This window comes from Enterobacter sp. CP102, from assembly GCF_025152625.1.
In the GTDB taxonomy this organism is placed as follows: domain Bacteria; phylum Pseudomonadota; class Gammaproteobacteria; order Enterobacterales; family Enterobacteriaceae; genus Enterobacter; species Enterobacter soli.
The window spans coordinates 3,390,095-3,408,335 of record NZ_CP104014.1; the positions used below are offsets into that span (position 1 = coordinate 3,390,095).

Genomic DNA, 18,241 nt, shown 5'->3' on the forward strand with positions numbered 1-18,241 from the left:
ATGAAAACATTGTCGATCTTAACGGCTGGCCTGCTGGCGCTTTCTGCCAGCGCATTTGCCGAAACCAAAACCAGCGTGGTGCTGGTTCATGGCGCCTTTGCCGATGGCAGTAGCTGGAATAAGGTCATCAACCAGTTGCAAAAACAGCACACGGAGGTCATTGCCGTGCAGCTGCCGTTAACGTCGCTGAAAGATGACGTGGCCGCCACGCAGCGTGCCATTGCTCGTGCGCAGGGTGATGTAGTGCTGGTCGGCCACTCCTGGGGCGGGACGGTGATTAGTGAAGCGGGCAACGATGCGCGGGTAAAATCGCTGGTTTACGTGGCGGCATTCGCGCCGGATTCCGGTCAGTCGACGGCGGATCTGGCAGGAAGCTTCCCTGCGCCGCCGGGCAGCGCGGGCATTGCTAAAACGGCGGACGGCTATTTATACCTGCCGACAGGAGCCGTAAGGAAGGACTTCGCGCCTGACGTGAAACCGGGTGAACAACAGAGCATTGCGGCCACGCAGGGGCCCATAAAGGGCGATGCGTTTGGCGAAAAGATCACTCGCGCCGCGTGGCGCACTAAGCCGAGCTGGTATGTGGTCAGCAAGAATGACCGTATGATCAACCCCGATCTTGAGCGTGCAATGGCGAAAGCGATCCATGCGAACACCACGGAAGTGGCGGCCAGCCACGTGTCGATGGTGAGCCAGCCGGACGCCATCGCCCGGACGATTGAGCAGGCGATTGAAGCAAAGTAATTTTTTGCGAATTGTAGGCCGGGTAAGCGCAGCGCCACCCGGCAAAAAACAGCCTCAGCGCCCGCCATCCGCGGGGTAATCGCGATTAATCCACGCGTGGTCATCTTCCCAGGTGAACATCCATTTGCGTACCGGCCCGGCCATCACGTTGAGGTAATAGCTGTCATACCCGGCCATCGTCGCCACCGGGTGATAGCCCTTCGGCACCATGACCACATCCCGGTTGTAGACCGCCATACACTCATCCAGCGACCGGTCGTCGGTATAGACACGCTGCATACAAAACCCCTGCTCCGGGTTGAGACGATGGTAGTACGTCTCCTCCAGATAGGTTTCGTCTGGCGGGTTATCCATGTCGTGCTTATGGCTCGGGTACGAGCTGGTGCACCCTTCGTTGGTCCAGACCTCCACTACCAGCAGGCTGTCGGCCGGTTTATCTTCCGGCAGAATGTTGTGCACGTAGCGCTGGTTATGCCCCTTGCCGCGCGCCTCACCGTCGATATCCTGCGGGGCAATCAGCCGCGTCGGATACGTGCCTTTACCGGGGGCGGCGCAGACCGCCAGCTCCAGCTTCGTCAGCGCCTTCACCTGCACTGCCTCCTGCGGGGTGACGTAAACCGCCCACGGTTTGATACGCTCGAACGGGCTCATCCGCTCGCCGATGTCGTTGAACTGCGCGGAAGGCGTGCTGATGGAGGCGCGTCCGGCCACCAGTACCAGACAGCGCTCTTCGCTGACGGCGGGCAGCGTCAGCTGCTGCCCCTCCTGTAGCTCATACGCCTCAAAGCCGACATACCCCCAGCCTGCGCTTTCTGGCGTGACGGACTGCGTGCGCCCCTCGCCGTTCGGCTGTTGCCAGCGTGATAACAGACGTGACATGTCACCTCCTCAAATAAGTCCGGCGTCGCGCGCCAGGCGGCTCAGATTGTTATACCCCAGACGGGCGTAAGTCAGCGGATGGGCAATCGCCGGATCCTGCTCGGCCTCCACCACCAGCCAGCCGTGATAGTCCTGCGCTTTCAGCAGCCGCATGATCGGCGGGTAATCCACGCAGCCGTCACCCGGCACGGTAAACACGCCGCTCAGCACCGCATCAAGGAAGCTGGTTTTACGGTTTTTCACGTCGGCCAGCACGTCGGCACGCACGTCTTTGCAGTGGACGTGGTTGATACGCGACGCCCAGCGTTGCGCCACCGCCAGCGGATCTGCCCCGGCGAAGGTCAGGTGGCCGGTATCCAGCAGTAACCCCACCGCGTCGCCTGTGTGGATCATCAGATTGTCCACGTCTTCGGCGGACTCAATGACCGTGCCCATATGGTGATGGTAAGCAATCTGCACGCCCTGCTGCTGCGTATAGCGGGCAAATTCGGTGAGCTTCTCGCCATACTCTTTCCAGCGCGCCTGCGGGAAGCGTGGGCGCAGATGCACCGGGGTCTGCTGCTCGCCGTGAATGCAGCCGCTCACTTCCGCAAAGACCAGCACCTTCGCCCCCAGCTCGCGCAGCAGCGTCAGGTGGGACTGCACGGCGGCGATTTCTTCCTCCACGCTGCGCTCCAGCAGGCGGCCGGAGTACCAGCCAGAGACCAGTTGCAGGTCATGGCGCTGCAAAATGGGGCCAAGCAGGCGCGCTTCGCGGGGGAATTTGTTACCCAGCTCGAAACCGGCAAAACCGGCCTCTTTCCCTTCGCTCAGGCAAGTCTCCAGCGATGTCTCCGCGCCAAGAGAAGGCAGATCGTCGTTAGTCCATGTCAGCGGGTTAATGCCCAGTTGTACACTCATTGTCGTCTCCATTATGCGTGTCCGCGCTCGCGCCACCAGGCGATAAGCTGCAGGTAGTTGTCCCGAATGCGCGCCACCAGCTGCGCATCGTCAATATCGTGTTTCAGCCACGCGCGAGAGGCATCGCCAAACAGCGTGCGTCCCACGGCGAAACCTTTAACCAGCGCCTGCCCCGCTGCGGCTTTGAAGTCTGCACGCAGCTGTTCTGCCGGGGCGTCCAGGCCGAGGATCACCACCCCGCGGCAGTGCGGGTCGCGGCGTTCGATAATCTCGCTCAGCGCCGTCCAGCCGTCGGCGGAGAGCGGCGGCAGTTTCCACCAGTCGGGGTAAATACCGAGGTTGTAGAAGCGGGAGATGGCGCGCAGGTAGAGCTCGTCGCTGCGTGGCATAGTCGCGGGCAATATCACCTCCAGCAGCAGCTCGTGTCCGGACTGGCAGCAGGCGTGGTAAACCTCGGCGATTTTCTGCTCCTGCTCCAGGCGCAGGCCGTGGGCATCTTCCGGATGGAAAAAGACCAGACACTTCACCACGTGCTCCTGCGGCCAGCTGATAAGCTGGGTGCCGATGTTGCCATGCTCCATCTCCAGCGGCCGCGAGCCCGGCAGTTCAATGGGGCGACCAATCCACCAGCCTTCGCCGGTTATCGCGTTCAGCGCGTCCTGACCAAAGGTGCCGTCACACAGCAGACCGGCTTTGCCCTCCAGCCCGGCGCGGCTCGCCGCCTCGCGGCTGGCCTGCAGGATCAGCTGCTTCAGTGCCGGAATGCGCTTAAGCGACGCGCCGCACTGCAGCGCCATCTCTTCCAGCTGGCTGCGGTGGTCGAAGGCCATCACGCACAGCTCCGGCCACTCGCGGCGGCGGGTGGTGACGCGATGGAGATGGTTAAGACGCGGGTCGAGATCCGGGCGCGAAACGAGGGCGGCGCGGGAAAGATAATCATCCAGCTCAATTTTGCTCGGCATCGCCGGGGCGCAACCGTGGCGCGAGACCACCAGCGCGCCGCAGGCGTTGGCGTAGCGGCACGCCTGCTCCCAGCCTTCGTCGTTCAGGTAGCCGCGCAGCAGGCCGGACATAAACGCGTCCCCCGCGCCAAGGACGTTCAGCACCTCCACGCGCACGCCGGTCACCGTCAGGCCATCGTCCAGCCGTAGCGGGATGGCGTCGCTATAGACCGAACAGCCGAGCGCGCCGCGTTTGCAGACCAGAGTTGCCTCACTGACGGCACGCACCTGGCCCAGCGCCTGAAGGGTATCCGTGCTGCCGCCCGCAATGTGAAACTCCTCTTCGGTACCGACAATGACGTCGAAAAGATGCAGCACCTCCTGCAATTCGCGGGTGACCTGATCGGCGGCGATAAAGCGCGTTTCGCCATCGCCTAAGGAGGTCAGCCCCCACAGTACCGGACGATAATCGATGTCCAGCACCGTGCGCACGCCGTGACGACGAGCATAGCCCAGCGCCGTCAGCACCGCCTCGCGGGTCTGCGGATGAGAAAGATGCGTCCCGGTGATGGCAAGACAACGTGCGGAGGCAATGTAGCTTTCGTCCACATCGCTGGCGGTAATCGCCATATCCGCGCAGTTATCGCGATAAAAAATCAGAGGAAAAGTGTCCCGGTCTTTAATGCCGAGTAGCACCAGCGCCGTGAGGCGGTTTTTATCGGTTATCAGATGGCTGGTATCGCAGCCCACCTGGTTGAGCTCTTCCCGCAGGAAGCGGCCCATATGTTCATCGCCAACCCGTGCCAGCATCGACGAGCGTAACCCCTGGCGCGCGGTGCCGTACGCCACGTTGCCGGAAGAACCACCGAGATATTTGGCGAAGCTCGACACATCTTCCAGGCGGGCACCAATCTGCTGACTGTAGAGGTCTACCGCCACGCGGCCCATGCATATCACATCAAACTGCTTTTCCACATTGATACCTCATCAGACAATGTCGTTCACGTTCAGCCAGCGGCCCTGCAGGTGTGAGAGTGCAATCGCGTCCAGCACGCGAGACACCTTCCAGCCCTCTTCAAAGTCCGGCCACATCGGCGCGTCGGCGGCGATCCCGTCTACCAGGTCGCGCACCTCCACCGTTTTTTGATCGTTAAAGCCAATCCCGTGCCCCGCGCCCATGCAGAACGCGGCGTAGTCCGGGTGTGCCGGGCCGACGAGCAGCGTGCGGAACCCCTGGCGGTTCACCGGATCGTCATGCAGATAGAGCTTCAGCTCGGCCATGCGCTCCTGGGTGAAACTGATGGCGCCTTTTGTCCCGGTGATCACATACGAGAGCCCCATCTTGCGGCCGCAGGCGACGCGGGAGGTCTCAATAACGCCCTGTGCCCCGCCCGCGAAGCGCACCATCGCGTGGGCCTGATCCTCGTTTTCGACGGCGATCATCTCTGACGATCCGGTCTTTGCCGGGCGCGCCGGGACCACGATCTTCAGATCGCCGCAGACCTGCTCGATATCCCCCACCAGGTACTGCGCCATATTGACGATATGGGCTGCCAGATCGCCCAGCGCACCCAGCCCGGCGGTCTCTTTAAAGCAGTGCCAGTGAATGGGCGACAGCGGGTCGGCCATATAGTCTTCGTTGTGGGTGCCGTAGAAGTGGATCACCTCGCCAATCTCGCCGCGGGCGATAATCTCCTTCGCCAGCTGCGCCGTCGGGTTCTTCATGTAGTTGAATCCCACCAGCGTTTTCACCCCGGCCCGCTTCGCGGCGTCGACCATCTCGCGCGCGTCGTGGGCGTTAAGCGCCAGCGGTTTCTCCGAATAAACGTGCTTGCCGTGGCGGATCGCCTCCAGCGCCATCTCTTTATGCAGATGGTTAGGCGAACAAATATCCACCACGTCAATGGCCGGATCGGCCACCAGCGCCCGCCAGTCTCCGGTTGAACGGTTAAAGCCAAATGCCTGCGCCCGCTCTGCCGCCAGCGTAGGGTTCACCTCGGCCACCATCTCGCGCACCAGCTTGCCACGCAGGTTGAATACCGTCGGGGCCTGGGCATAGGCGATGGCATGTGCCTTGCCGATATACCCGGTGCCAATCAATCCAATACGAACCTCTTTCATCATGATCCTCACAGTGCGCCGCGACGGCTCTTGGCGTAGGTATCAAACGCCACCGCCAGAACGATAATTAATCCGGTGATAATTTGCTGGTAGTAGGCCGAGACGTTCATCAGCACCAGGCCGTTAATCAGAATGCCCATGATGATGGAGCCGATAATGGTGCCGCCGATACGCCCGTAACCGCCCATCAACGAGGTGCCGCCAATCACCACCGAAGCGATGACGCGCAGCTCAAAGGAGATCCCGGCGACCGCCTCGGCGCTCCCCAGACGCGCGCTCAGAATGAAGCCCGCCAGCCCTGCCAGACAGCCAATCAACACATACACGCTGACCAGCACGCGCTTGACGTTCACCCCCGCCAGGCGTGCCGCCTCCGGGTTACCGCCAATGGCGTAGACGAAGCGACCCCAGCGGGTTTTATGCAGCGCCAGATACCCGCCGATGGCAACGATGGCGAAGATCCAGATAGGAATGGAGATGCCGAGCAACTCCCCGCGTCCCCACCAGCGGTAGCCAGGGTCGAAACCGGCAATCGGCGCGCCGTCGTTAATCACCAGCGTCAGGCCGCGCCAGATGGTCATCCCACCGAGGGTGACGATGAACGGCGGCAGGCGCAGGCGAGTCACGCCCAGACCGTGCAGGAAGCCAATCGCCGTACCCATGGCCAGACAAATCCCCAGCCCAATCAGCCAGCTCATGCCGCCCCAGGCGTTCGGGTCGACGGTAGTGAAGTTGTCGCCCTTAATCACGTACGCCGCGGTCATGGCGCACACCGCCAGAATGGAGCCCACGGAGAGGTCGATCCCAGCGGTCAGGATAACGAAGGTCATCCCCACGGCCATGATCCCGTAGATGGAGACTTCGGTCAGGATGTTGAAAATATTGCGCTCAGAGAAAAAATTGCTGTTCTGCGACTGGAAGAAGATCAGCAGCAGGATCATGAAAATCAGTACCCCGAAGCGCTCGAAGAAGGCGATGGGATCGATGCGTCCGGCGCGTTTAGCCGGGGCCTGCGTTTTAGAAATCATCTGCGTCATGAGAAACTCCGTTATGCCGCGTTCAGGGCGTTGTGGTTGATGGCCATCATCGTCATCAGCCGTTCTTCGTTAGCGTCGTCACCGTGGATCTCACCGGTCACCCGGCCTTCACTGAGCGTGATGATCCGGTCAGACACTGCCATCACTTCAGGCAGATCGGAGGAGATCACGATCACCGCCACGCCCTTTTTCGCCATATCAAACAGCACCTGGTGCACTTCTGATTTGGTCCCCACGTCGATGCCGCGCGTCGGCTCATCGACGATCAGCACCCGTGGGTTGAGCGCCATGCAGCGCGCGAGGATCACTTTTTGCTGGTTGCCGCCGGAGAGCTTGCGCACCTCCTGCGCGCTGTTGACCATTTTGATCTGCAGCGCCTGGCGGTAGGACTCAATCAGATCGTCCTCTTTGCGGGTGTTCACGAACCAGCGCCATTGCAGGAGCGACGAAAGGCAAGAAAGCGACAGGTTGTCGCGAATCGACAGCCCCAGCACCGCCCCCTCTTTTTTACGATCTTCCGGCACCAGCGCCACGCCCTGATCAAGGGCATACAGCGGGTCGCGCGGCTGATACGGCACGCCGTCCAGCTCAAAGCTCCCCGAGGTAAACGCATCAGCGCCAAACAGGCAGCGAGCCACTTCGGTACGTCCCGCGCCCACCAGCCCGGCAATGCCCAGGACCTCCCCGGCGTGGACGTGGAAGCTGATGTCGTGCAGGGCGATGCCATGCGGATCCAGCGGCGGCTTTTCTCGGCTCAGCCCCTTCACCGCCAGGCGCACGGGTTTGTCTTCATGATGGGTTTCGCTGGCAGGGCGGCGATTAAAGGCCACGTCGCGCCCGACCATCAGGCGGATCAGCTGTTCGACGTTGGTCTCTGCCACCGCGCCGGTGCCGGTGAAACGGCCGTCCTGGAAAACAGTGAAGCGATCGCAGAGCTGGAAAACCTCGTGCAGACGGTGGGTAACGTAAATAATGCTCACGCCGCGGTTTTTAAGCTCCCGCACCACGCGGTGCAGGCTTTCCACCTCGCTGTCGCTCAGCGCTGCGGAAGGTTCGTCCATAATGATTAACCGGGCGTTGAGGGTCAGCGCCCGGGCGATCTCCACCATCTGCTGCTGGGCGACGCTCAGGCGGGCGACAGGCGTGGTCGGCGCAACGTTCAGCTGCAGGTAATCGAGAATGACCTGCGCCTCCTGGTTTACCGCCTTTTCGTCGACGATCAGGTTACGTTTACGCGGTTCGCGCCCGAGAAACATGTTTTCCGCGACGGTCATGTTGGGCAGCAGGTTGAATTCCTGATAGATGGTAATAATGCCCTTGTTCTGGCGCTCCACCGGGGAGTCGTCCACCGGCAGCGTTTCGCCGTTGAACCAGATATCCCCGCGCGTTTGCGGCTGCGCGCCCGCGAGCGCCTTCAGCAGCGTTGATTTTCCTGCCCCATTTTCCCCCAGCAGGGCGTGAATTTCGCCGCTGCCGACGGTCAGCTGAGCGCTGCTCAGCGCCCAGACGCCGGAAAAGCTTTTTGCCAGGTCGGTCACTTTCAGTAAGGGTTGCGACATCAGTCTGCTCCTCCTCATGATGAGCCGCCAAAGGCGGCTCGGGACATATTAGTTACCGGCCTCACCGATACGCTCAGCCTGCTGCAGGTTCTCTTTGGTGATCAGCGTCGGCGGATAGTCGGCCCCGGTGATGGCTTTTTTCTCGCGCACGTTGGCCACCAGTTGGCTCATCGCCGTCTGCACCGCAAAGCCCGGGCGCTGATCCGCCGTTACCGCCAGCCAGCCGTCGCGCACACGAGCCAGTGCTTCAGGAACGGCATCAAAACCGGTGACCAGAATTTCGCCCGGTTTCACGCCCTGGCTCTGAAGGGCTTCAATCGCGCCCAGCGCCATATCGTCGTTGGCGGAGAGGATCACCTGCGGACGTTTCGGCAGCGAAGGCAGCACGCTTTCCACAATGCGCATCCCTTCTGAACGCATCCAGTTTCCGGTCTGATCGGCGACGATCTTGTACTTATCCCCGCCCGCCTTCAGGCTGTCGCGGATCCCTTTGGTGCGTTCAATATTGGAAGAGGAGCCCGGCTGACCGGTAAGGAGAATGATGTCCGCGCCGTTCGGGAATTTGGTTTTAACGAAGTCGCCAACCGCCTGGCCGCCCTTGTAGTTGTTGGCGCCGAAATGCGGCACTTTCTTCTGGCTATCGACGGAGCGGTCGAGGGTGACAATCGGCAGTTTCGCATCCTGAATTTCATCCACCGCGCTGGAGACCGCATTCACGTCATTCGGGGAGACGATAAAGCCCTGCGCCCCGCGGGTGATGGCGTTTTCCAGGTCAGCCACCTGCTTCGGTGAGCTGCCTTGCCCGTCCAGCACCTGAAGCTTAACGCCCATCTCTTTTGCGGCTTTCACCGCCGTGCGCTGCATGTGAACTTCAAACGGCATGGCCAGGTTTGGCGTACTGAAAACAATTTGCTCGTTTTCGGCGAGGGCAGCCCCGGACGTCATGGCGATGAGGGCGGCTACGATCAGTTTTTTCATTATTATGTCTCTCTGTGTAGGGTTGTTGTGTTTAGAGGACGATCTCGCGCTGGCTACGCAGCGACTCCAGCGCTTTATCCGCAAGGTACAGCGCACGTTCACCATCATCGCCGCTGCAATCAGGCACCGCTTCGCCGCGCAGGACCGCAACAAAGTGTTCCCATTCCGCGACGTAAGCGGATTTGTAGCGTTGCAGGAAGAAGTGTTCCGGCAGCGCGCTGGTGCAGCCCTGTTGGCCGTAGTGCTGCACCTGGTTTTCAAGAATGTTGCCCGCGCACAGCAGCCCTTCGGAGCCGTGCAGCTCCAGGCGCTGGTCGTAGCCGTAAGATGAACGGCGGCTGTTAACGATGGTCGCCATCGCGCCGGAGGCATATTTCAGAACGATAAACGCGGTATCGATATCCCCCGCCTCGCCAATCGCCGGATCCACCAGATTACTGCCCTGGGCATACACCGACACCGGCTCTTCGCCCATGATGAAGCGTGCCATGTCAAAGTCATGAATGGTCATATCGCGGAACATGCCGCCGGAAACGCGCACGTACTCAGCAGGCGGCGGGGACGGGTCGCGGGAGATGATCAGCAGCGATTCCGGCTTGCCGATGCGCCCGGCCTGGGCGTCGGTTTTCACGCGGCGGAACTGCGGATCAAAGCGACGGTTAAAGCCGATGAACAGTGGTACGTCATATTCTTTGACCACTTTCAGGCAGTCGCGCACGCGGGCGAGGTCGAGGTGTACCGGCTTTTCACAGAAGATGGCCTTGCCGTGGCGGGCGGCCATTTCAATCAGGTCCGCGTGGGTATCGGTCGCGGAAGCGATCAGCACGGCATGAACGTTAGGGTCAGTCATCGCCTCATCCAGGCTCTGCTGGCGGGCCTGATACTGCGCGGCGAGGCGGGTGGCAAATTCCTGATTCGGGTCAACCACGGACCAGAGCGTGGTCGCGCCGTGGCTGGCGATGTTAGCTGCATGTACCTGGCCGATTCGGCCAGCGCCCAGTAAAGCAATGTTAAACATAACGGCTCCCGGTGTTGGTGAATGCTGTGAACTAACGACTCTATAAATAAAACATTTATTTCATTTTTATAAATAGTGAAAATTATGTTTTTGAGTGCGAGTTAACACTTTTGAGATGAATGAGATAAATTCTGTTATCAATCTCACAACATAGAAGGGAGGACATATCCCCCTCACCCCGGCCCTCTCCCTCAGGGAGAGGGCGGAAAAACTGCACCGAACCGTCCCCTCTCCCGGTGGGAGAGGGTTAGGGTGAGGGGGAAGAAGAAAAATGAAATGAAAATTTCGTTACGGCGGGAAAACTTAATACTGCCGGGCTTTTTTCACCTGCGCCTGCGTTAGCAGAGCAGCTTCGCGCACGGCAGATGACTCTGCCACCTGCGCATCGCCGGTTCGCCACCACGCGGCGTAATCGTGGGTCATGGTTTTCGGCAGCACTTTGATGTCCAGCAGCGTCGGGCCCGGATGCGCGCGTGACGCCTCCAGCGCCGCCAGCAGACTTTGCTCATCATTTACCCGCCACGCGCGGCAGCCGTAGCTTTCCGCGTTTTGCGCAAAGTCGACCTTCACCAGCGGTCCGTCAAGCCGCCCGGTTTTTGGGTTTCGCTGGCGGTTTTCCGTGCCAAAGCTGCCCATCCCGTGCCCCATTTGCAGGTTGTTAATGCAGCCGAAGCTGGCGTTATCAAACAACAAAATGGTGACCTTAATGCCCTCCTGCACCGCGGTTTGCAGTTCGGAGTGCAGCATCATGTAGGAGCCGTCCCCCACCATGGCGTACACCGGCTGCTCTGGCCTGGCGAGCCTGGCACCAATGGCGGCCGCAATCTCGTAACCCATGCAGGAGTAGCCGTACTCCAGGTGATAGCTGTCCGGCGTTTTGACCTGCCAGAGACGCTGTAAATCTCCCGGCAGCGAACCGGCCGCGCCCACCACGATGGCGTTATCTTCAATATGCTGGTTGATCAGCCCCAGCACCCGCGTCTGGGTCAGGCGGGTGTTAAGCGTCTCGCCGTATTCCGCCAGCTGCGAGTCCAGGTGCCCCGCCACTTCGGGTGTATCTGCCGGATGCCACTGGCGATCCCACAGACGGCGGCACTCATCGCACCAGGCTGATTGCGCCTGGGCGATCTCTTCTCCCCAACCGCTGCGGTAATCCCCGAGCGCGCGGGTCAAGGCCTGCAGCCCGGTCTGGGCATCGGCAACCAGCGCGGTGGCGTCCAGCTTCAGGGCGTCAAACTCGGCCACGTTCAGCAGCAGGAATTCGACGTCCGGATGGGAAAAGAGCGCCTTGGAGCCGGTGGTAAAGTCGGTCAGGCGCGTGCCGACGCCAATCACTAAATCCGCCTGTGGCGCGAGCTGGTTGGCGGCCATTCCCCCCGTCACCCCTACGCCGCCCAGGTTAAGTGGGTGGTCACTTACCATCGCCCCCTTCCCGGCCTGGGTTTCGGCAAACGGCAGTTGCAGCGTCTCGACAAATTCACGAAACGCCTCATGCGCGCCGGAGTAACGTACGCCGCCGCCGCACACCACCAGCGGACGACGCTTGCGGGCGATCAGCGCCCGCGCCTGCGCCAGACGCTGCGGATCAGGCGGACGACGTTCGATGTGATGCACGCGACGCGCGAAGAAGCTCAGGGGATAATCCCAGGCTTCGCCCTGCACGTCCTGCGGCAGGCAGATGGTCACCGCCCCGGTATTGGCGGGGTCAGTAAGCGTTCGCATCGCACTTAACATGGCACTCATCAGCTGCTCCGGCCGGTTGATGCGGTCCCAGTAGCGGGATACCGGGCGGAAGCAGTCGTTGGTGCTGATGCTGAGATCGTGATATTGCTCGATCTGCTGCAGCACCGGGTCCGGCTGGCGGCTGGCGTAGATATCTCCTGGCAGCAGCAGCAGCGGGATGCGGTTCGCCGTAGCGGTTGCCGCGGCGGTCACCATATTGGCGGCGCCCGGCCCGACCGAAGAGGTAACGGCAAAAATACGCTGACGCCGGTGCTGTTTGGCGAATCCCGTCGCCATATGGGCGATGCCCTGCTCGTTGCAGCCCTGCATCACCTGCAGATGGCCCGGATCCTGCTCCAGCGCCTGGCCAATACCGAGCACGTTGCCGTGCCCAAATATGGTGGCCACGCCCTCCACGAAGGGCGTTTCGTTGCCGTCAACGCTGACGTACTGTTGATTCAGGAACCGGACCAGCGCCTGGGCCATGGTCATACGTTCGGTTTGCATAAAACCTCCTGTCAGCCCAGCGTCGGCATGGAGAACGCAGCGACTGTCTCCTGCTGCATTTCCGGCCAGCGCGCGGTGATGGTTTTCATTCGGGTGTAGAAGCGCACACCGTCGTTGCCGTGGACGTTGAGCGCACCAAAAATCGAGCGCTTCCAGCCGCCAAAACTGTGGAATGCCATCGGTACCGGGATCGGCACGTTGACCCCCACCATGCCCGCCTGCACCTCTTCGCAGAAGCGGCGTGCGCAGCCGCCGTCGCGGGTGAAGATCGCCGAGCCATTACCATATTCATGGCGGTTAATCAGATCCACCGCGCTGGCGTAATCTGCTACACGCACCACAGAAAGCACCGGGCCGAAAATTTCTTCTTTATAGATGGTCATCTCCGGGGTGACGTTATCGAACAGCGTCGGCCCGACGAAGTAGCCCTGCTCGTGCCCTTTCACGCTGAAGCCGCGACCGTCCACGCGAAGTTTCGCCCCCTGCGCTTCCCCGCTGTCGATATAGCCCAGCACCTTGCTGCGGTGCGCGGAGGAGATAAGCGGCCCCATTTCGTTTTCCGGCGTCTGGTCCAGACCCGGCCCAACGCGCAGCGCGGCAATCTGTTTTTCCAGCCGGGCGCAGAGGTCATCGGCAGTTTTATCGCCCACCGCCACCACCACCGAGAGCGCCATGCAACGTTCCCCCGCTGCGCCGAAGCCTGCGCCCATAATGGCGTTGGCCGCCATCTCCATGTCTGCATCCGGCATTAAAATGCAGTGGTTTTTCGCGCCGCCCAGCGCCTGGCAGCGCTTACCGTGAGCGGATGCGGTCTGGTATATGTATTCCGCAATTGGCGTGGAGCCGACAAAACTCACCGCCTGCACGCGCGGGTCGGTCAGGAGAACGTCAACGGACTCCTTATCGCCCTGCACCACGTTAAACACGCCGTCCGGCAGGCCGGCCTCTTTCAGCAGCTGCGCCAGCGCCAGTGCCAGCGAAGGGTCTTTTTCCGACGGTTTCAGCACGAAGGTGTTGCCGGTCGCCAGCGCAATCGGGAACATCCACATCGGCACCATCGCCGGGAAGTTAAACGGCGTGATCCCAACGCAGACCCCAAGCGGCTGCATCAGCGAGTGGCTGTCGACGCCGGTACCGACGTTCGCCGAGTGTTCGCCCTTTTGCAGATGCGGGATGCCGCAGGCAAATTCCACCACCTCCAGGCCGCGGGTCAGTTCACCCACCGCATCGGAGAAGACTTTGCCGTGCTCTTCGCTGATGAGGCGGGCCAGTCGCTCCATGTTCTCTTCCAGCAGCGCCTTGAAGCGGAACATCACACGCGCGCGCTTAAGCGGAGCCTGACGCGCCCACGCCGGAAACGCCTGCTGCGCGGCGGCAATGGCCTGTTCGGTTTCCTGTGCCGTACTCATCACCACCTGGCGGATCTGCTCGCCAGTGGCCGGGTTGAAGATCGCCTGAACGCGCTGGCCTGAACCGGTGACACATTCGCCGTGAATAAAATTCGCTACCGTCTCCATCCTTAACCTCTCGCTGTTGATACGTGACTGTGACCTGAACACTGTGTACAGAACACTATATATGAAACAAATATTCCATTTTAAGTTGAAATAAAATAAATGATGATTATTGTGATCAAGGATGGATTTTTATGTTAACAGCCAACAACACTGACGCAGCGTGCGCTATTAAGGCATTTCAGGCGAGGAAATGACTGAAGCTTCTGTTTCATTTTTGCTGCCAGATGGATGGCCGACATTTAAAAGACGCGGTTTTGCGTTTAGAATCATATGACTGTATTTGGGGGATAACATGACGACAGCAACCAGCCTGAACGAACTGCAGCAGCAAATCCGCGATCGCTACGATAGCCTGAGCAAGAGGCTGCAGCAGGTCTCCCGCTATGTACTGGATAACACTAACAGCGTGGCCTTTGATACGGTTGCCGTCATTGCCGAGCGCGCCGACGTGCCGCCGTCGACGCTGATCCGCTTTGCCAACGCCTTTGACTTCACCGGCTTCAACGAAATGAAACAGCTGTTTCGTATGAATCTGGTGGAAGAAACCGCCAGCTACAGCGACCGCGCCCGGCTGTTCCGCGAAATGGAGAGCGAGGCCGTGCCGGAAACGCCGCTCGATATCCTGCAAGAGTTCGCCCGTTCAAACGCGCAGGCGCTGCAGCAGCTGGCCGCCCGCGCCGAACCGGAAATGCTGGAGCGCGCGGTACAGCTGCTGGCCGACGCCGATACCATCTACATCGCCGGTTTACGCCGCTCCTTTAGCGTCGCTGCCTATCTGACCTACGCTCTGAGCCACCTGGAGTGCCGCCCTATTCTGCTCGACGGCATGGGCGGGATGCTGCGCGAGCAGATCAGCCGCATTAAAGCGCGGGACATTGTGGTGTCGATCAGCTTCTCGCCGTACGCGGAAGAGACGGTGATGGTCAGCGAAACTGCCGCCAGCGTCGGCGCGCGACAGATTGTGATTACCGACAGCCAGATTAGCCCGCTGGCGACGTTCAGCGATCTCTGTTTTGTGGTGAAAGAGGCGCAGGTGGATGCGTTCCGGTCTCAGTCGGCAACGCTGTGCCTGGTGCAGTCGCTGGTGGTAGCGCTGGCGTATCGGCTGGGTGAGGGGAAGTGAGGAAATAAAAAACCCCCTGCGCAGGCAGAGGGTTTTGGGGTTAGATCAGAGGGGGATTATTCCCACTCAATCGTAGCCGGTGGCTTACCGCTGATGTCATACACCACGCGGGAAATACCGTTAACTTCGTTGATGATGCGGTTGGACACGCGGCCCAGGAAGTCGTACGGCAGGTGCGCCCAGTGTGCAGTCATGAAGTCGATGGTTTCCACCGCACGCAGGGAAACAACCCAGTCGTACTTACGGCCATCGCCCATCACGCCTACAGAACGAACCGGCAGGAACACGGTGAACGCCTGGCTCACTTTGTTGTACAGGTCAGCTTTGTGCAGCTCTTCGATGAAGATAGCATCCGCACGACGCAGCAGGTCGCAGTACTCTTTCTTCACTTCGCCCAGCACACGCACGCCCAGACCTGGACCCGGGAACGGGTGACGGTAGAGCATATCGTACGGCAGACCCAGCTCCAGACCGATCTTACGCACTTCATCTTTGAACAGCTCACGCAGCGGTTCAACCAGACCCATCTTCATCTCTTTCGGCAGGCCGCCCACGTTGTGGTGAGATTTGATGACGTGTGCTTTACCGGTTGCAGAGGCAGCAGATTCAATAACGTCAGGGTAGATAGTGCCCTGTGCAAGCCATTTAACATCTTCAAGCTTCAGCGCTTCTTCGTCGAACACTTCTACGAAGACGCGGCCAATGATTTTACGTTTGGCTTCTGGATCGTTTTCACCTTCCAGCGCATCGAGGAAGCGCTTCTCGCCTTCCACGTGAACGATGTTCAGACCGAAGTGGTCACCGAACATGTCCATAACCTGCTGAGCTTCGTTCAGACGCAGCAGACCGTTGTCCACGAATACGCAGGTCAGGTTTTTGCCGATAGCACGGTGCAGCAGCATCGCGGTCACGGAGGAGTCAACGCCACCGGACAGGCCGAGGATCACTTTGTCATCGCCAACCTGCTGGCGAATACGCTCAACGGCGTCGTCGATGATTTTTGCCGGAGTCCACAGGGCTTCACACTGGCAGATGTCACGTACGAAGCGTTCCAGCATCCGCATCCCCTGACGGGTGTGGGTCACTTCCGGGTGGAACTGTACGCCGTAGAAGCGTTTTTCTTCGTTCGCCATAATCGCGAACGGGCAGCTTTCGGTGCTGGCAACGGTCACGAAATCAGCCGGGATAGCGGTCACTTTGTCGCCGTGACTCATCCACACATCCAGCAGCGGTTTGCCGTCTGCGGTCAGGGAGTCTTCGATACCGCGCACCAGCGCGCTGTCGGTAACCACTTCAACCTGCGCATAGCCGAACTCACGCTCGTTAGAACCTTCAACGTGGCCGCCCAGCTGCATTGCCATGGTCTGCATCCCGTAGCACACGCCGAATACCGGAACGCCTGCTTCGAACACGTACTGCGGTGCGCGCGGGCTGTTCTCTTCGGTGGTGCTTTCCGGGCCGCCGGACAGGATGATGCCGCTTGGGTTGAATTCGCGAATCTGTGCTTCCGTGACATCCCACGCCCACAGTTCACAGTAAACGCCCAGTTCACGCACGCGGCGCGCCACCAGTTGAGTGTACTGAGAACCGAAGTCGAGGATGAGAATGCGATGTTTATGAATGTTTTCCGTCATTGACGCTAATTCCGAGGCAAGTGAAACAGATTAAATAAATCGCCCGACACAAGGTCGGGCGAAGAAAATCAGGAGCCCAGACGATAGTTCGGGGACTCTTTGGTGATCGTCACGTCGTGAACGTGGCTTTCCTGGATACCCGCACCGCTGATACGTACGAATTCCGCTTTGGTACGCAGCAGGTCAATGGTACCACAGCCGGTCAGACCCATACAGGAGCGCAGGCCGCCCATCTGCTGGTGAATGATCTCTTTCAGACGGCCTTTATAGGCAACGCGACCTTCGATACCTTCCGGTACCAGTTTGTCAGCGGCGTTATCGGTCTGGAAGTAACGGTCAGAAGAGCCTTTGGACATCGCGCCCAGGGAGCCCATACCGCGGTAAGATTTGTAAGAACGACCCTGGAAGAGTTCGATTTCACCCGGGGATTCTTCAGTACCGGCCAGCATGGAGCCTACCATCACGGCAGCAGCGCCAGCGGCGATGGCTTTAGCGATGTCGCCAGAGAAGCGGATGCCGCCATCAGCGATAACCGGAACACCGGTGCCTTCCAGCGCTTCAACCGCGTCAGAAACGGCGGTGATCTGCGGAACGCCCACGCCGGTCACGATACGGGTAGTACAGATGGAGCCAGGGCCAATACCCACTTTCACCGCGCTGCAACCGGCTTCAGCCAGAGCACGAGCGCCTGCGCCAGTCGCCACGTTACCGCCGATGATTTGCAGGTCAGGGTATTTCGCACGGGTGTCACGGATACGTTGCAGAACGCCTTCGGAATGGCCGTGAGAGGAGTCAATCAGCAGCACGTCAACGCCTGCCGCAACCAGCGCATCAACACGCTCTTCGTTGCCAGCACCCGCGCCAACCGCAGCACCTACGCGCAGACGGCCATGCTCGTCTTTACAGGCGTTTGGTTTACGTTCTGCTTTCTGGAAGTCTTTAACGGTGATCATGCCACGCAGGTGGAAGTTCGCATCCACAACCAGCGCTTTCTCAACGCGTTTTTCGTGCATTTTCGCGAAGACCACTTCACGCGTTTCGCCTTCACGAACGGTCACCAGACGCTCTTTCGGCGTCATGTAAACGCTGACAGGCTGGTTCAGGTCGGTCACGAAACGCACGTCACGACCGGTAATGATACCGACCAGTTCGTTGGCTTCAGTCACAACCGGGTAACCGGCAAAGCCGTTACGTTCGGTCAGGGCTTTAACTTCGTGCAGCGTGGTGGTTGGCAGAACGGTCTGTGGGTCGGTGACGATACCGGATTCATGTTTCTTCACGCGGCGAACTTCTTCAGCCTGACGCTCGATAGACATGTTTTTGTGAATAAAGCCAATGCCACCTTCCTGTGCCAGGGCGATAGCCAGGCGCGCTTCAGTCACGGTGTCCATTGCCGCAGAGAGCATAGGAATGTTCAGGCGAATGGTTTTAGTCAACTGCGTGCTGAGGTCGGCAGTATTCGGCAGAACGGTGGAATGAGCGGGAACAAGGAGGACGTCGTCAAACGTCAGTGCTTCTTTAGCGATACGTAGCATGGGCAATATCTCTGACCTGGGTGGTT

Annotated in this window: 14 protein-coding genes; 2 read left to right on the plus strand and 12 right to left on the minus strand. The window is 60.0% G+C overall.

From position 1 onward, the window contains the following. On the plus strand, positions 1-744 hold the full coding sequence (locus N1249_RS15965; protein ID WP_259831000.1) for an alpha/beta fold hydrolase: 744 nt from the start codon (positions 1-3) through the stop codon (positions 742-744). 54 nt (positions 745-798) lie between these two features. Here the strand turns inward: N1249_RS15965 and iolB are convergent, their stop codons facing one another. From iolB to N1249_RS16015, 10 genes are all read right to left on the minus strand, one after another. Then, complete coding sequence (iolB, locus tag N1249_RS15970) at positions 799-1,623, minus strand: 5-deoxy-glucuronate isomerase (protein ID WP_259831002.1); 825 nt, start codon at positions 1,621-1,623, stop codon at positions 799-801. 9 nt (positions 1,624-1,632) lie between these two features. Next, on the minus strand, positions 1,633-2,523 hold the full coding sequence (iolE, locus tag N1249_RS15975; RefSeq protein ID WP_259831004.1) for a myo-inosose-2 dehydratase: 891 nt from the start codon (positions 2,521-2,523) through the stop codon (positions 1,633-1,635). 11 nt (positions 2,524-2,534) lie between these two features. After that, positions 2,535-4,439: a bifunctional 5-dehydro-2-deoxygluconokinase/5-dehydro-2-deoxyphosphogluconate aldolase gene (iolC, locus tag N1249_RS15980; protein ID WP_259831006.1), complete on the minus strand. Its 1,905-nt coding sequence runs from the start codon at positions 4,437-4,439 to the stop codon at positions 2,535-2,537. A 12-nt stretch (positions 4,440-4,451) separates the two neighbouring features. Continuing rightward, a complete protein-coding gene (locus tag N1249_RS15985) occupies positions 4,452-5,585 on the minus strand; it encodes a Gfo/Idh/MocA family protein (RefSeq protein ID WP_259838153.1) in 1,134 nt (377 codons plus the stop codon). 8 nt (positions 5,586-5,593) lie between these two features. After that, positions 5,594-6,622, minus strand: coding sequence for an ABC transporter permease (locus N1249_RS15990; protein ID WP_014071313.1), 1,029 nt, complete (start codon positions 6,620-6,622; stop codon positions 5,594-5,596). Positions 6,623-6,633: 11 nt separating this feature from the next. Beyond that, positions 6,634-8,181 (minus strand): sugar ABC transporter ATP-binding protein, encoded by a 1,548-nt coding sequence (locus N1249_RS15995; protein ID WP_080328437.1) that lies wholly within the window; start codon positions 8,179-8,181, stop codon positions 6,634-6,636. Positions 8,182-8,229: 48 nt separating this feature from the next. After that, positions 8,230-9,159: a sugar ABC transporter substrate-binding protein gene (locus N1249_RS16000; protein ID WP_023333011.1), complete on the minus strand. Its 930-nt coding sequence runs from the start codon at positions 9,157-9,159 to the stop codon at positions 8,230-8,232. A 31-nt stretch (positions 9,160-9,190) separates the two neighbouring features. Then, positions 9,191-10,177, minus strand: coding sequence for an inositol 2-dehydrogenase (gene iolG, locus N1249_RS16005; protein WP_259831017.1), 987 nt, complete (start codon positions 10,175-10,177; stop codon positions 9,191-9,193). A 303-nt stretch (positions 10,178-10,480) separates the two neighbouring features. Continuing rightward, on the minus strand, positions 10,481-12,406 hold the full coding sequence (gene iolD, locus N1249_RS16010; protein WP_259831018.1) for a 3D-(3,5/4)-trihydroxycyclohexane-1,2-dione acylhydrolase (decyclizing): 1,926 nt from the start codon (positions 12,404-12,406) through the stop codon (positions 10,481-10,483). 11 nt (positions 12,407-12,417) lie between these two features. Continuing rightward, complete coding sequence (locus tag N1249_RS16015; protein WP_259831028.1) at positions 12,418-13,923, minus strand: CoA-acylating methylmalonate-semialdehyde dehydrogenase; 1,506 nt, start codon at positions 13,921-13,923, stop codon at positions 12,418-12,420. A 292-nt stretch (positions 13,924-14,215) separates the two neighbouring features. On the opposite strand from N1249_RS16015, the gene N1249_RS16020 reads away from it, so the two are divergent. Then, positions 14,216-15,046, plus strand: a complete 831-nt coding sequence (locus N1249_RS16020) for a MurR/RpiR family transcriptional regulator (RefSeq protein ID WP_008502123.1) — start codon at positions 14,216-14,218, stop codon at positions 15,044-15,046. Between the two features lie 56 nt (positions 15,047-15,102). Here N1249_RS16020 and guaA read toward each other — a convergent pair whose 3' ends face one another. Further along, on the minus strand, positions 15,103-16,680 hold the full coding sequence (gene guaA / locus N1249_RS16025) for a glutamine-hydrolyzing GMP synthase (RefSeq protein ID WP_014071320.1): 1,578 nt from the start codon (positions 16,678-16,680) through the stop codon (positions 15,103-15,105). Positions 16,681-16,748: 68 nt separating this feature from the next. After that, entirely contained in the window at positions 16,749-18,215 is a 1,467-nt protein-coding gene (guaB, locus tag N1249_RS16030; RefSeq protein WP_014071321.1) for an IMP dehydrogenase, read from the minus strand. Between the last annotated feature and the right edge of the window lie 26 nt (positions 18,216-18,241).

Excerpts from the sequence above, each read along its gene's own strand:
- N1249_RS15965 (WP_259831000.1), top strand. The coding sequence starts at position 1 with ATGAAAACATTGTCGATCTTAACGGCTGGCCTGCTGGCGCTTTCTGCC.
- iolB (WP_259831002.1), bottom strand. The coding sequence starts at position 1,623 with ATGTCACGTCTGTTATCACGCTGGCAACAGCCGAACGGCGAGGGGCGC.
- iolE (WP_259831004.1), bottom strand. The coding sequence starts at position 2,523 with ATGAGTGTACAACTGGGCATTAACCCGCTGACATGGACTAACGACGAT.
- N1249_RS15985 (WP_259838153.1), bottom strand. The coding sequence starts at position 5,585 with ATGAAAGAGGTTCGTATTGGATTGATTGGCACCGGGTATATCGGCAAG.
- N1249_RS15990 (WP_014071313.1), bottom strand. The coding sequence starts at position 6,622 with ATGACGCAGATGATTTCTAAAACGCAGGCCCCGGCTAAACGCGCCGGA.
- N1249_RS15995 (WP_080328437.1), bottom strand. The coding sequence starts at position 8,181 with ATGTCGCAACCCTTACTGAAAGTGACCGACCTGGCAAAAAGCTTTTCC.
- N1249_RS16000 (WP_023333011.1), bottom strand. The coding sequence starts at position 9,159 with ATGAAAAAACTGATCGTAGCCGCCCTCATCGCCATGACGTCCGGGGCT.
- iolG (WP_259831017.1), bottom strand. The coding sequence starts at position 10,177 with ATGTTTAACATTGCTTTACTGGGCGCTGGCCGAATCGGCCAGGTACAT.
- iolD (WP_259831018.1), bottom strand. The coding sequence starts at position 12,406 with ATGCAAACCGAACGTATGACCATGGCCCAGGCGCTGGTCCGGTTCCTG.
- N1249_RS16015 (WP_259831028.1), bottom strand. The coding sequence starts at position 13,923 with ATGGAGACGGTAGCGAATTTTATTCACGGCGAATGTGTCACCGGTTCA.
- N1249_RS16020 (WP_008502123.1), top strand. The coding sequence starts at position 14,216 with ATGACGACAGCAACCAGCCTGAACGAACTGCAGCAGCAAATCCGCGAT.
- guaA (WP_014071320.1), bottom strand. The coding sequence starts at position 16,680 with ATGACGGAAAACATTCATAAACATCGCATTCTCATCCTCGACTTCGGT.
- guaB (WP_014071321.1), bottom strand. The coding sequence starts at position 18,215 with ATGCTACGTATCGCTAAAGAAGCACTGACGTTTGACGACGTCCTCCTT.